The following is a 13,920-nucleotide window of genomic DNA, read 5'->3' as shown; positions in this document are numbered from 1 at the left end:
CCTGTTTTGTTACTCCTCTGGTGCGGAGTTTTTTCCATCTTCTAACCCCATCTTAATGATCCGATGTTCCGTATTGAACCGGTATTTTCCTGTATACGGAACCATGACAAAAATAAATGGATGAAACCTTTCTAATAAATGGTGAGCGCATCCCTTTCAGTATCGAATTTATGCCACTCCTCAATGGAGCTTTTAATATTCGCCTCTTTCTTCTCTCCGAAATATTCCAATGACACGTAACCGCTGTAATTCCGTGTCTTGAGTTCCTCAAGGAGAACCCGGTTATCAATGTCGCCGGAGAAGATAGAACGGGCTTGCTCTTATACCAGTTCTCATGATCCCAGTTGTAGTTTTTGATATGTACATGTTCCACCAAAGGATAGAGGGCCGGCAAAGCCTCCATTTGATCGATGCGTTCCACATTTAAGTTGGCGCCGTCAAATACCAGCTTAAGACGAGGATGATCGACTTGTTCGAGAAGCAGCAGTACCGATTCCGTATTGTCGATAAAAGTATCGTAGTGAACTTCCACGGCAATGTTCACTTCATATTGATCCGCCATTTTCATTACGTTCTTCATGTCGCTCATAATTTGGCCCCATTGTTCCGGAGAAGCGCGGCGCGAAGAGACATGGCCTACGAAGGAGCGGATCAGCGGACACTTCAACTGCCTGGCTACATCTAACAACCGATTCATGCTCTTATAGTCCTGCTTTAAATCTTTTTCACCCGAGAACCCTCCTGAGAAAGTCGTGTATCCGCTGATCACAGGCACCGCAAATCCATACTTTCGCAATGTTCCAGCGAGCTTGTCCAGGGGTCCTTGTTCCTCTTGAAACCTCTCAATATGACCCATCCACAATTCTACGCCGTCAATACCAAGCGGCGATGCCCATTCCAGCACCTTTTCGATCGGCCAATCTTTGAAACCCGATGTACATAAACTCTTTTTCATCCGCACCCTCCGCTATTAGATCGATCTAATAAAGGTTTAAGAAATCGCTTACAATATCTATATCATATTACATTTTAACCGGCAAGAAAACACGTTTGTTCACTTCTGCGGAACATCAAACGGCCAAAGCAGCAAAAACGGGAAAAGCGGTCCGCCCGATGTGGCCGCATTTCCCGCAACTGCATGTCATTCGTCAATTCAAAAATCCCGAACTTTTTAACTCGCGGAAAAACTCAACAAATTGATTCACATCGAGCTGCTGCTGCGCATCGGTTAAACTAAGAGCAGGGTCCGGATGCACCTCCACGAGTATGCCATGGGATCCGGCTGCAAGCGAAGCTTTGGCGCAAGGCAGCAAAATATCTCTCCGCCCTGTAGAGTTGCTTACATCTACTAAAACCGGCAGATGGCTTTCCTTCTTTAAAATAGGGATGGCGGATATATCAAGTGTGCTTCTCGTCCAAGTCTCATAGGTACGAATGCCTCTCTCCATTAACATGACCTGAGAGTTGCCGCGGTCGAGAATATACTCGGCGGATAGAAGCAATTCCTCCAGCGTTGCGGATCTCCCTCTTCTTAATACCACCGGAAGCTTGGCGTCGCCTGCCGCTTTCAGCAAGGAGAAGTTCTGCATATTCTTTGCGCCGATCTCCACGATGTCAATATAATCTGCAGCTGCCCGAAGCTCCGAGGAATCCATGATTTCACTCATCGTTACCATCCCGAATTCGTCTCCGACCCGCTTTAATATTTCCAGACCTTCTTGACCCAAGCCTTGAAAATCATAAGGAGAAGTACGGGACTTATACGCTCCAGCTCTTAGCACATCGACACCTAACGTCTTTAACGCCTCAGCCGTTTCTCTTAGCTGACCATAGCTCTCAACGGTGCAAGGTCCCGCCATCACGATCTTGTGCTCGCCGCCTATTTTAACTCCTTTTACCTCGATCACCGTATCTTCATTTTTGCGCTTACGGGTGACGAGCAGATGGTTTTTGTGCTCTTCTTCAAGCATTTCAAGAGACGCCTTGAAAATTTGCTTGAACAAATGCCTCACCGTCGCATCGTCGAACGGTCCTTTATTTCGGGAGACCAAGTTCTCCAGCATTGTGCTCTCTCGAACGGGATCAAACCGGGGAAGTCCGTGTTTTTGCTTCTGGGCCCCGATTTTCTCGACGATCTCTGCCCGCTTTGATATTAATTCAAGGATTTGATAATTGATCTCATCCAAAGATTTGCGAAGTGATTCCAACTCCGAATTGCTCATGCCTGCAACTCCTTTTCCAAGCTCTTCCTCAGTTCATTATAACCGAATTGATACGTATTCCAATTACCTTTATAATGTGTGTAATTCATTGAGACGGTGCTTAAAGTCATCACCAGGAAAGAGTGATCAGCCATTACTACGAATAAAGTTATCCCGCTTAAGGAACGAAATATCATTTTAACCGGATTTATGGGCGTAGGCAAAACAACGATCGGCCAACTAATCGCCAACAAACTGTACCGCGATTTTATTGACGTCGACCAAGAGATCGAGAAGCAACATAACATGCCGGTAACCGAAATCTTCAAGTCGATGGGCGAAAAGAATTTTCGTCAAATGGAAAAGGATTATATCGTCGATCTATGCTATAACTCCCGATTGAAGATTGTCTCTCTAGGTGGCGGCGCGTTCATGCAGGAAGAAATAAGAGCCGCTTGCCTTTCAACGTCCATCGTGTTTTTCCTTGATCTATCCTGGTCGTCTTGGAAAGACAGGCTGCATCTTATTGTGGACAGCAGGCCGGTTCTGCAGAACAAATCCTTGGATGACATCGAGAGCTTGTTTGCTGCCCGCCAGCATGTGTATGAAATAAACAATTCGAAAATAAGCACGGACGACTCGGACCCGGAAGAGGTCGCCGATTATATTGTCCGGACATTAAAACTCGGCTGGGAGATGAATGACCGCTCTCCTTTCTCTCAGAGCTTTTAGTCCAGTCTAGATAACCGAATTAAGCACTACAGCTACCGTGATACTGAATCCGACATACAACATTGCAAATGCAAGATTCCAGGAAGTTATTCTATACGGATTGATTTTCAGTTCATTCGCCAACACAGATACAGACAAGTTAAACGGACTGTACATCACGCTTGCTATGCTGCATGCGATCAGGACAACCGTGAACGGAACGATGGACAACTCAGCGATGACAGGCTCAAGGCTTGCGGCATACACGGCCAGCGCTATTAACGGATGAAATCCGACCAGAGATGTGATCAGGAAAAATGCTGCTGTCAGCAGATAAAAGTAGACGGGTACATCTACAAAAGGTTCGTAAAAATTTTGCAGCAGCTCCATCGCACCGCTTGCCACCGCCATTTTGACGAATAGCCCCGCGCTCAAGAACATGAAGAAGTACTTCGATAATCCTCGTGTATGATTGTTCCAGTTCCCCGCGATAAGAGACATATACCTCTTTGGTTTCCTAACGGCCAATGACCATATCAGTGAATAGACAGGAAGAACGATTACGATGGAAATCAGAAAGCTTTGATTCAAACAGGATTGAACAAGGGAAGCGAGTCCCACGAAAACGGATATAAAAATCCCCAGCTTAAGCAATTTCTTTTTGATTGTTACCGTGCCTGCGTGCTGAAGTCCGACTGTCGGTGTGAACTTGATCTTGCGGTAGCGTAAAAAGGATATGCCTACGTCTGCATAGATAGCCGCTATAGCTATTGAAAGCATAATGGGAGCGACAATCAAGTAGTTGACGCCTGTAAAATCGATACTGCTCGTAACAGTGGCATCCAGAGGGCTCCAAGTTAAAGCAAGGGCATAAGAACGCAAAATCATTTTGCTGCTGAACGAATGTTTTTTTGATTTAGGAAATTCGCCCAGGGTTGGCTTCAAGGATCTGGCGATCAATGGAATGGCAGCGACATTCAAAAAGTTCGCGATCACTTGGTTGGCGAAGGTGGAACGCTTGTACAATTGGTCCCAGTAGCTGATCTTCTGCTTGAGAAAGCTTTCAATGGTCTTATCAAATCTCTCGATATAAATAATGGTGTTAATGAAAGGCAGCACGATAAAAAAAGCTAAGCAGCGCTAACATCGACTGGAACTGTAAAAAAGAATTGCTGCCAGGGGATCCCGTTGTAAATAAAAAGGTAAACGCCGATCAGCAAAAAGACTAACCCGGTATAAAAATAAAGCCCTTTTGCATATATGGACGAGAGAAGCAGCGCAACAACAGCGAGCGCACCGACAATATAATTCAAGATCGGAATGGGGGCGAAAATTGAAGTTAGATAGAGTACGATCAGAATGGGATAAACAAAGGCGTACATAGATTTCTTCACCGCTCTCCACCTCGTTTCTATGGCAAAAGAAAAGGAATTCCAGCCCCTCCCGGATGCAGGAGCTTGAATTCCCTTTATTTGTGAACCATAAAATCCTCTTACCTGCTGAACCATTCAAGCGGTACTGTGACGATACTCGGGAAGAGTATCAGTAGTAGCATCACGATACATTGCACGATCAGGAACGGCATAACGCCTTTCATGATTCCTTCCATTGTCGTTCGGCCTACTCCTGCCGCAACATTGAGCACAGTGCCGACAGGCGGAGTCAATAAGCCGATACTGCAGTTAAGAACGAACAGCACTCCGAAATAAACCGGGTCGATCCCTGCCTGTACGACGATCGGCATTAAAACCGGCGCCATAATGAGGATGGTTGGTGTCATGTCGAGCGCCGTTCCTACGAGGACGAGCAGCACGTTCATCATCAGCACAAGCAGTAATGGACTATCAATCAGCGGTCCAAGCCACTCCGTGATTTGCGCCGGAACATTCGCAAGAGTGATGAGCCATGAGGATACCATTGCGGCGGCAGCGAGGAACATGACAACGCTTGTTGTTTTGGCTGCTCCGACCAGGCATTGATATATCACTTTAAGCGAAAGTGAACGATTGATGACAGCGCCAACGAATAAGGCGTAGAAAGCGGCTACTACCGCAGCTTCCGTCGGGGTAAACATTCCGCCGCGTAATCCGCCGAGAATAATAACCGGCAGCAGCAGCGCCCAAGCCGCATCTTTGATTGCAAAAAGAACTTCCTTGAATGTTTTGCGCGGCATGACTTCAACGGTTGCTTTGCGGGAATACCACCACCACACAGCGACTAATGCAATTCCCATCATGAGACCGGGCACAATGCCGGCCAGAAACAATTTGGTGATAGAGACATCTGCCGTTACGCCGAATATGATGAACGCGATGCTCGGAGGTATAACGGGGGCTATAATGCCGCCGGCGGCAATCAACCCGGCTGCTCGATCCCGATCGTAACCCGCTTTCACCATCATGGGTATGAGAATGGCTCCTAGAGCCGCCGTATCTGCTACGGCTGAACCCGATAATCCCGCAAAGATGACGGCAGCGATAATGGCTACGTAACCTAGACCGCCGCGAACTTGGCCGACTAAAGTCAAAGCAAAATTAATGATCTTCCTGGAAATGCCGCCCGCATTCATGAATTCACCGGCAAGGATAAAGAACGGAACAGCGAGCAACGGGAAGCTGTTGGCTCCGTTGATCAGGTTCTGTGCAATGATTTGACTGTCGAACACTCCCATAGAAAACATAAGAATGACGCCGCTTAACAGCAGGGCAAATGCGATCGGCATGCCCAATGCCATTGCTCCCAATAAAGATCCGAGAAAGACGACAGAAGTCATGAACGATCCGCTCCTTCCGCTGCACGCAATTGATGTTGATCAAGCTTGGTGACTGTCTCTGTTGATTGCGTTTCAGCCGGAACATGATGATCGATAATCTCTTCTTCCGATTCAACGGTTCTGGAAAGTTTATGGATAGAATCCTTGTCAATAATGACACGGATGATGTTGACAATAAGGATGATTGCCATGCAGGCACTTGTAATAACGCCGACTACATATACGAAAGAGAAAGGGAGACCTGTTGCGGGTGCGTGTGTATCGCCGCTAAGAATGGTCATCTTCCAGCTGCCTTGCCCAAGCAAGTACAAGGTATAAAGTACAATACCGTTACTAATCACATATACGATTCTTCTGAGCGTGAGAGGAAGTCTTCTAACCAAAATATCCACACCCAAATGTTCGTTGTCTTTCAATGCTGCAATTGCACCAAAGAAAACGAGATAAACGAAAAGATAGCGGGACATTTCCTCCGACCATGTAATCCCGGAATCGAAGAAATATCGTAACACCACGTTACCGAACACGAACAGAGCCATGGCCGCTAAGCAAAAAGCCATCAGGACATTGATGATGTGTTTCATAATCGAATATATCTTTTCCATGCTTCCTCCTGCCCAGGACCCATTGGCTAATGGATGCTCTTAAGGGGATGGTCTCCCCTTAAGAGCCCTGCATTTCCGAATTATTTTACAGCTTCTAACAGCTTATTAACCAAATCTTCTCCAATAGTCGGTTTGAATTTATCATAAACCGGCTTCAGAGCGTCAACAAATTTTTGTTTCTCTTCCGGTGTTAATTCAGTAACCGTCATACCGTTCTGGGCTAAGAAGTCATACGCCTCTTTACTTTCCTTCTGGTTCTCCGCACGCTGCCAAGTGATGGATTCAGCGGCAGCTTTCTTGATCGCTTCCTTCTCTTGATCGGAGAGCTGTTCCCAGAACTTATTGCTGATGATCAGCGGGCTGGCGTTATAGACGTGACCCGTTTTGGTAACGTACTTCTGAACCTCGTAGAACTTGTTTAATTTAATGTTCCCCGACGGATTTTCCTGACCGTCTACAACTTTTTGTTCCAATGCGGTGAACAGTTCGGTAATAGCCATTGGAGTCGGAGTGGCGCCTAGCGTCTTCCACAACTCGATATGCAGCTCATTCTCCAAAGTTCTGATTTTCAGGCCTTTGACATCATCGGGTGATTTCACTTCTCTTTTGTTATTCGTAAGATCCCGGAAACCGTTCTCCATGTAGCCGAGACCCACAACGCCGGCAGCCGGCAGTTCGCTTAACAATTCCTGTCCGATATCCCCATCAAGAACTTTGTAAGCTGTCTCGGCATCCTTAAACAGGAAAGGCAGGTCAAAGATATTGAAGCGCTTCGAGAAAGACGCGATCGGACCGGTAGACATTGTGGACCCTTGAACGGAACCGATCTTCATGGCCTCAAACACTTGAATATCTCCGCCAAGCTGTCCGTCAGGATAAACCTCCACTTTAATGGAGCCGTTCGTTTCTTTTTCCACGAGTTCGCCGAACTTCACCAGTCCTCTGGTTAAAGAGCGATCTTTAGCATTGGCAGTTGCCATTTTCATGACCTTAACTTCACCTTTTGGAGCTTCGGAAGAAGCTGAAGCAGCAGTAGTGCCGGCCGGCGAAGAAGAAGATCCGCTCGTCGTGTTCTTACTGCCGCAGCCTACTACGAAAATCACACAGAACATTACAAGTACCGTCAACAACTTTTTCAAAGAAACACACCTCACTGTTTAGTATAGAGTAACCCCTTGAATTAATCTTCCATGAAGAATGAATCAAAATCGGCAAGCATGATAGAACTCGCTATGTAGCGTGGGCTTCAGTGTTTCACCTTTTTTGAAACACCTCCTATAAGAATCTCAAACGGCTGCAGGATATGTACGTAATCAACGAACGGCAGAACCATTTTTATAAGCGCTTTCACTAATATTAGATCGATCTAATAAAATACTGAGGTTTTAGATCGATCTAAGGATTTATGGTTATTGTAAAGCCTTGTTGTAAGCGTTGTCAATCATTTTCTTCTTGTTGGATACGAAAAGGTTAGCTGGATCCCCGGATGACGAGCTCCGGCTTTAAAATGATCCGCTGCGGTTCCTCATCTACCGTCTTTGAAGTGATTCGATGGTGGAGAAGATTCGCTGCATTGGTCCCCACAAGCATCGGCGATGCCATTACTGTCGTTAAACCGGGATCCGTGAACGCCGATTCTTCAATATTGTCATAGCCGACAACCGCAAAATCCCGTCCCGGAACGAGGCCTGCTTCTTTTAATCCAAGCATGACGCCGAATGCTACGATATCGTTATAACAGAACGCCGCAGTTGGCGGATTAGTATGCTTGAGTATTTGTTGCACAACCTCTCTTCCGCCCTGGCGGGAAGCCGCGCTTGTTAGGATCAACGACTCGTCATACCCGATCCCGGCCTGTTGCAGGGCATCCATATAGCCTTGCTGCCGGTCCAGTCTAGCGGAAGATTCCGAGGGACCGCCCAAAAAAGCGATTCTGCGATGTCCCTTCGCAATGAGATGTTCGGCCGCTATCTTTCCTCCCAACACGTTATCGATACCGACATAATCGGTATTCGCATGAGGCGGTTCTTTAGTGACAAGAACGACTGGAATATCCCATTGCCTGAGCCGGTTTAGCGTATCCGCTGCACTTCCTGATGCCGGACTTACAATTGCGCCCCCCACCCTGTATTCAAGCATCGTGGAAATCAGTTGATCTTGCTTTTCCGCAGATTCAAAGGTTGTACCGAGTATGACCGTATATCCTTCCTCGTCCAGCACCTGATGTACACCTACTAAAAGCTCGGAAAAGAAAGGGTTTCCAATTTCCGTTATAATAAGTCCAACCGTCGAGGAATTACGTGATCGCAAATTGGCGGCCACGCGGTCGTAGACATATCCCAACTGATTCATGGACTCCTGAACTTTCTTGCGTGTAGAATCGGCGACCAGCTTGCTTCCCCGGACGATCAGCGAGGCAGTTGCCCTCGAAACACCGGCATGATCCGCCACCTGCTGCAGAGTAACGCGTGATCCTTTTTCCTGATTCACTGTTTCTCACCTTTTTTCTCTTTCGGTCTAAAACAATTATACAGGCTTTTTGTCAAATTCCAACCGAAACAGACTTTTTAGATAATGCAGAGAATCTGTCAAAGCGCTCGTATCAAAGGTAGTCCATATTGCTTCGATACATATCCGGCCGTTATAATTTGCATCTTTTAAGCATTGAGAGAATTCAGCATAGGGATACTTCCCCGTGCCCGGTTGCTGACGAAAAGTGTCCGCAAGATGGATATGTTTCAAGTAATCCTTATGCTTTACAATCTCACTCAGAGGTTCATACTCTTCATCCATATGGTAGAAATCCGCAAGTACCTGGATAGAACGGCTGTTCACCTTGCGCGCAAAATACACACCCTCGGCTACATTGTTAATGATGTTGGATTCTTTCCTATTTAGCGGTTCAATAACAATTGTGAGACCAAGCCTTTCCGCATGGTCTGCAGCGATTTTGAGAAACTCTACGATTTGTTCCTCGGCTTTGATTCGAGCAAAGCCACTCGGTACATTTCGTGCGTAACCGCTGCCGAATACGATGGTGTCTGCGCCTATTGTTTTTACGCGTTTCAAGGCTGCTGCGACATACCGTTTGATGCGAACGTGATCTAAAGACTCACCAACCAGGTGAAGATCTTTCGGGAGGAAGAGATTGCACGCCTCCACAGGAATGGAAAGCATTTGATAGCTGCGCAGCACCTCTAGAAAAACGGCTTCTTCTCCTTCAGGATGCAGGGACAGTACTGAACACTCTACAAAATCGTAGCCGGCATGCTCGGCGACCCGCGCTTCCCGCGCATCTTTCACACAACATCCGAATCTCAATTGACCGTTCATCCTCTCTTTTGAAGAAATGATTCGCCATTTAAGTAAGCCGCCCCAGTTAGAACTTGAAAACAATCTTGCCGTAATCTCCGGATAGAGCACTCTCATATGCGCTTTGATATTCCGTTAATGGGACAATTTTCGAAACGATAGGAGAAATATTCAAATTCGGGTCTTGCAAATATTCGATTGTCTGCTGATAGTCTGACGGGAAGTTATAGATGATCGTTCCGAGTAAGGTCAATTCCTTCCGGACCAGTTGAATAACCGGAATATTGGCTTCCGGCGTCATTCCGATTAAAACCATCGCACCTCCCGGCTTGACCAATTCGATGCCCTGTTCCACGGAACTTCTGACACCCGCAGCCTCGATCACAACATCGAATGTCTCATCGTGTATGTCCGAAGGATAAACGGCATTAATATCTCCGATGCTTTTAATGATTTCAAGTTTCTTTGGGTTGATATCAATGGCAGTCACATGAGCTCCTAAATAGTAGGCCAATGCAGAAGCCAGCATACCCTCATTTCCGCTCCCTACAATTGCCACCGACGTGCCCTTTGTTATGTTAACCTTTTTAAAAGCATGAACGACAACCGCAAGCGGCTCGATTAATACCGCTTTTTCATCCGGCAGGTCATCCGGAAGCGAAAGGGCAAACTTGGAGGAAATAACAAACTCCTCCGAAAAGCCGCCGTTCGAATTAACTCCCAGCGATTTTTTGTGACGGCAGATATTCGTATGTCCCTTCAAGCACAAATCGCATTCACCGCAAAAAGTGTTGGGGAGGATTACCACGCGCGTACCGACAGGGTACGACGCCTGCGGGCCTGCCTCGATCACCGTTCCTACCAATTCATGTCCGGGGCGCAGAGGATAAGTTGCATGCGGAAGTTTACCTCTATAGACAGAGACATCGGATCCGCAAATTCCTCCATACGATGTTTTTATCTTGATTTCATCCCCTTTTGGCGAGGGTAGAGCGTCAACGGTTCTCAATTGCAGCTCCGTCGGATTTGTCAGAAATAATTCCAGCATGTAATCCCTCCGTCATTTGGATCGATCTAAATGGATTTCATAATTGTAAGCCTATCAAACGCTATACTATTGTTGGATCAGCGTCATTTCCCATTCGTGAATTTCATAACTGCGCGCACCCTGAAAAATAAACGGATCATTTTCAACCATTGATCTTACATCTTCTATAGCATCAGCCTTATAGATCACTAAACCACCGGTTCCGTCAGAAAATCTGCCTTTAGCAAAAACCTTGCCCTCTTTGGAAAGCCCCTTCAAATAATCCAGATGTTCCTCGCGGTACTGCTTGTTCAGTTCCAGACTGAGCATTGTCGTAATGACTGCAAAATACTTCATTGTATCGAATCTCTCCTTATTTAGGTTGGAACGAGAAGTGAGGGTTGCCGCTGCCGGAAGATTGCGCATAACCCAAGTATGAAGCATTAAAATCATTGCCGAGTGCTCCTAAAAGCGCTGCCACGTGTCTCCCTCCGGACTCAACATCGGCCGCCGCAGAAAACTGAGGGAGAATATCCCAAGCGGAATCATATTTGCCCTCTACGAGAAACTCTATGAATTTGTCGTCCAATGCTTTTTCTGCTAGGGAAGGCATATTCGCGCGGCCGCGGGTAAGATGATGAGACAAAGCTCCGCTGCTGGCCAGAACTGCCCGCTTGTTGCTTTCTCTCAGTACTTTTCCGATTTGCTGACCCCAACGGTAAGTCTCTTCAAGCGAAGCCGACATGTTACATGACAAGTCAATGACAGCAATATCTCCATCCGGAACAAAGTACCGAAGCGGCACAAGAACACCATAGTCCCAAATATATGTCGGCTCCTTAAAGGCAACGGCCGGTATGCCGGCGTCTTTGCCGGCTTGCGCCAGCTGATAGCCCAATTCTTCGTCTCCAGGATAGTTAAAGGGAATATTCGCGATCATATCAGGGTGTTCACGCGCCGTTAAATAGCCTTCATGCCGTGGTGTAGCATCAACATAGTGATTCCAATTCGTCAGAAAGTGACTGGAAATCATGATAAGGACATCCGGCTTTACTTGTTTTATTTTTTCCCGCTGCTGATGAAAGGCCTTCACGATAGACTGCTGAAAATCAGGCACCTGATCCTCATGCAGAAGGGAAGGCGCATGCGAACTCAGAAGAGCTAACTCAAGTGACATAATGATGCCCGCCTCTCTATTATGATTTCAAACTGACTCTGCAGGAGCCTATATTCTCAGCCCCCCACTGAATTTCGAGCGTATCCTGATGCTGTAGTTTGGCTATCCCTTCCGGCGTGCCGGTGTAGATCAGGTCACCTTGGCCCAGACCATAGCGCTCCCCAATGAAGTCAACCAATGTTTGCAGCGAAAAAACCATATCCCGCACATTGCCAACCTGCAGGACTTCGCCATTTTGTAAAAGTTTAAAATCATTCGCCTTTACCGATTCGCTTTTGAAAGTGTGGAACTTTCCTATTAATGAGGAATTTCGAAAGCCTTTCGCAGGCATCCAAGGCTGCCCCTTCTTTTTGACGTCGTTCAATAGTTCCCGATAGGTAAAATCCAGACCGACAGTGAATTGATTTACCAGATCGTCAATCTGAATTCCAGGCTGAAAATCGCGTCCGATATGAAGTACAATTTCCGCTTCGCAATTCACCTCACCGACGGATCCCGCCAGCTCAATGACGTTGCCGGTCATACTTACCAATGAATGTGTAGGTTTCAAGAAAATAATAGGTGTCTCAGAGACTTTATTGCCCATCTCTTTCGCAAATGAAGAATAGTTACGACCGACGCAGTAAATGTTCCGGACATTTGGGTTTTCCAACGTCTTGCTCCTTCCGTGAGCTCAGAGGATGAGCTATATTGTGAGCTATATTCGCTGCCACGCAGCTCTCAGTGTCCTTTTGGCTTGTGCGATCACGACTTCCGAGGACTCCCCGGGAGCCGGTTTGATTTCAAATGACAGTGTTCGGCGTTTTCCCTTTTCCAAGTAGCCAATGTCAATCAATGTCCGCAAATATTCCGCTAATTCGGGCACACCAATCTCACTTCCCGGGTAACCGAAACGAGGATGCTTGTCGCCATATACAGGGTCATTCTTATCACGAATCAGACAATTCCCTATATGTGCATGCTTCAAATAATCCTTTGTTGCAGTTAATGCTTGCGCCGGCGATTCACGGAGCATGGGCAAATGGCTCAAATCAACCATTAGACCAAAAGTAGGGTCGACTTTTCGAACCTCTTGTGCAACCTGGACAGCCAGTTCGGAAGGTCCTATTAAACAACGAAAATCCGTGTCATGGTCGAACGGTTCCAACAGAATCTCCAAGTCGCCTTTGGATCGGGCATATCTGCAGATCTCCTGAATGGATTCGATTAGATAACCCAGCGCCCGCTCCCTGAGCTCAGTCCCGGATCTTTCCCTGACATGAAAGCTAGGTTAGCGGCGCCGAAATGATAGGCGTCATCGATCGAACCTTTCACAAGATTAACCGCTCTGTGCCTCTCCTCTTCCTCCATCGCATTAAGATTGGCCTGATTTCCAAGCAGAACCGGATGAGCACTGAAACCAACCGTAACCCCTGAGCTTTGGAGTAATGCCCGAACCTGCTCAGCGGTCTGTTGATCAGGAGCGGACGTTATCTCAATCAAGTCGAAAAATTCATCTTCAATAATTGCGGATATGGTACGCAAGTAATGCTCGCTGGATTTAGACTGAGGGAACGCCATGAACTGGACAATGCCTAGCCGCATGAAATCGTGAAGACTTTCCCGCATTATGTGGAACCTCCGTCTCTTTCCTGTCTGATTCGGCTGCAAAGCGCTTCAGCAGCATAGAGATACACATCAATGCCGAGACCGACGATTTGGCCTGTGACTACTGCAGATAATACTAGATGGTGGCGGAATTCCTCCCGCTTATGCACGTTTGTTATATGTACTTCTATGGTCGGCCGACTGATGTCCTCCAAGCAGTCCCGCAGCGCAATGCTGTAATGGCCGAATGCCCCTGGATTAATGATAATTCCCGCAGCACCTGGGCCATGTTCCTGCAAGTAATCAATCAATTCACCTTCATAATTGGACTGTATATCTAATACGCCAACTCCCTGCGGCGCTGCGACAGAGCGAACAAGCTCAATGACATCGGGAAGAGTCTTATTCCCATATAACTCGGGCACTCGGAGACCTAAACGGTTTAAGTTTGGTCCATTCACAACGATTAGATAGGGTTCAGCCAAGGATCTCATCTCTTTTCATAAGATATAGGCAATTTTAGATCG

The 13,920-nt window shown here is 46.8% G+C and carries 17 protein-coding genes; 1 reads left to right on the top strand and 16 read right to left on the bottom strand.

The genetic code is table 11. The features are described 5' to 3' along the window. Positions 1-52: 52 nt before the first annotated feature. Positions 53-955, bottom strand: a complete 903-nt coding sequence (locus tag SD71_RS10495; protein WP_052476135.1) for a sugar phosphate isomerase/epimerase family protein — start codon at positions 953-955, stop codon at positions 53-55. A 193-nt stretch (positions 956-1,148) separates the two neighbouring features. Then, entirely contained in the window at positions 1,149-2,222 is a 1,074-nt protein-coding gene (locus SD71_RS10490; protein WP_041062460.1) for a bifunctional 3-deoxy-7-phosphoheptulonate synthase/chorismate mutase, read from the bottom strand. A gap of 132 nt (positions 2,223-2,354) precedes the next feature. On the opposite strand from SD71_RS10490, the gene SD71_RS10485 reads away from it, so the two are divergent. Further along, positions 2,355-2,933: a shikimate kinase gene (locus SD71_RS10485; RefSeq protein WP_041062458.1), complete on the top strand. Its 579-nt coding sequence runs from the start codon at positions 2,355-2,357 to the stop codon at positions 2,931-2,933. 6 nt (positions 2,934-2,939) lie between these two features. Here the strand turns inward: SD71_RS10485 and SD71_RS10480 are convergent, their stop codons facing one another. From SD71_RS10480 to SD71_RS10420, 14 genes are all read right to left on the bottom strand, one after another. Then, the gene (locus SD71_RS10480; protein WP_041062456.1) at positions 2,940-4,031 is read right to left on the bottom strand and encodes a hypothetical protein; all 1,092 of its coding nucleotides are present in this window, start codon (positions 4,029-4,031) and stop codon (positions 2,940-2,942) included. An 11-nt stretch (positions 4,032-4,042) separates the two neighbouring features. Next, positions 4,043-4,306, bottom strand: coding sequence for a hypothetical protein (locus SD71_RS10475; RefSeq protein WP_041062454.1), 264 nt, complete (start codon positions 4,304-4,306; stop codon positions 4,043-4,045). Between the two features lie 98 nt (positions 4,307-4,404). Beyond that, positions 4,405-5,685 carry a TRAP transporter large permease gene (locus SD71_RS10470; protein WP_041062452.1) on the bottom strand — a complete coding sequence of 427 codons (1,281 nt, stop codon included), beginning with the start codon at positions 5,683-5,685 and terminating at the stop codon, positions 4,405-4,407. After that, positions 5,682-6,290 carry a TRAP transporter small permease gene (locus SD71_RS10465; protein ID WP_041062450.1) on the bottom strand — a complete coding sequence of 203 codons (609 nt, stop codon included), beginning with the start codon at positions 6,288-6,290 and terminating at the stop codon, positions 5,682-5,684. Before SD71_RS10465 ends, SD71_RS10470 begins: the two co-directional genes overlap by 4 nt. Before the next feature lie 80 nt (positions 6,291-6,370). Next, positions 6,371-7,429, bottom strand: a complete 1,059-nt coding sequence (locus tag SD71_RS10460) for a TRAP transporter substrate-binding protein (protein ID WP_041062448.1) — start codon at positions 7,427-7,429, stop codon at positions 6,371-6,373. Positions 7,430-7,760: 331 nt separating this feature from the next. After that, positions 7,761-8,780 (bottom strand): LacI family DNA-binding transcriptional regulator, encoded by a 1,020-nt coding sequence (locus SD71_RS10455; RefSeq protein WP_041062445.1) that lies wholly within the window; start codon positions 8,778-8,780, stop codon positions 7,761-7,763. 36 nt (positions 8,781-8,816) lie between these two features. Then, positions 8,817-9,611 (bottom strand): sugar phosphate isomerase/epimerase family protein, encoded by a 795-nt coding sequence (locus tag SD71_RS10450; RefSeq protein ID WP_041063091.1) that lies wholly within the window; start codon positions 9,609-9,611, stop codon positions 8,817-8,819. 58 nt (positions 9,612-9,669) lie between these two features. Continuing rightward, positions 9,670-10,650 carry a zinc-dependent alcohol dehydrogenase gene (locus tag SD71_RS10445; protein ID WP_041062442.1) on the bottom strand — a complete coding sequence of 327 codons (981 nt, stop codon included), beginning with the start codon at positions 10,648-10,650 and terminating at the stop codon, positions 9,670-9,672. Positions 10,651-10,716: 66 nt separating this feature from the next. Next, positions 10,717-10,986, bottom strand: a complete 270-nt coding sequence (locus tag SD71_RS10440) for a YciI family protein (protein ID WP_041062439.1) — start codon at positions 10,984-10,986, stop codon at positions 10,717-10,719. A gap of 16 nt (positions 10,987-11,002) precedes the next feature. Then, entirely contained in the window at positions 11,003-11,806 is an 804-nt protein-coding gene (locus SD71_RS10435) for a DODA-type extradiol aromatic ring-opening family dioxygenase (RefSeq protein WP_041062436.1), read from the bottom strand. A 19-nt stretch (positions 11,807-11,825) separates the two neighbouring features. Beyond that, positions 11,826-12,458: a fumarylacetoacetate hydrolase family protein gene (locus SD71_RS10430; RefSeq protein ID WP_041062433.1), complete on the bottom strand. Its 633-nt coding sequence runs from the start codon at positions 12,456-12,458 to the stop codon at positions 11,826-11,828. 45 nt (positions 12,459-12,503) lie between these two features. Continuing rightward, positions 12,504-12,995: a sugar phosphate isomerase/epimerase family protein gene (locus tag SD71_RS24890; RefSeq protein WP_235427082.1), complete on the bottom strand. Its 492-nt coding sequence runs from the start codon at positions 12,993-12,995 to the stop codon at positions 12,504-12,506. Positions 12,996-13,012: 17 nt separating this feature from the next. Next, positions 13,013-13,414, bottom strand: a complete 402-nt coding sequence (locus SD71_RS24885; RefSeq protein WP_235427072.1) for a sugar phosphate isomerase/epimerase — start codon at positions 13,412-13,414, stop codon at positions 13,013-13,015. Continuing rightward, the gene (locus SD71_RS10420; RefSeq protein WP_082034172.1) at positions 13,414-13,878 is read right to left on the bottom strand and encodes a type II 3-dehydroquinate dehydratase; all 465 of its coding nucleotides are present in this window, start codon (positions 13,876-13,878) and stop codon (positions 13,414-13,416) included. The genes SD71_RS24885 and SD71_RS10420 overlap by 1 nt, the downstream gene beginning before the upstream one ends. Between the last annotated feature and the right edge of the window lie 42 nt (positions 13,879-13,920).

It is taken from the genome of Cohnella kolymensis, from assembly GCF_000829465.1.
In the GTDB taxonomy this organism is placed as follows: Bacteria; Bacillota; Bacilli; order Paenibacillales; family Paenibacillaceae; genus Cohnella; species Cohnella kolymensis.
The sequence above is the reverse complement of the archived record's forward strand: the minus strand, read 5'-3'. Positions and strand labels throughout refer to the sequence as shown.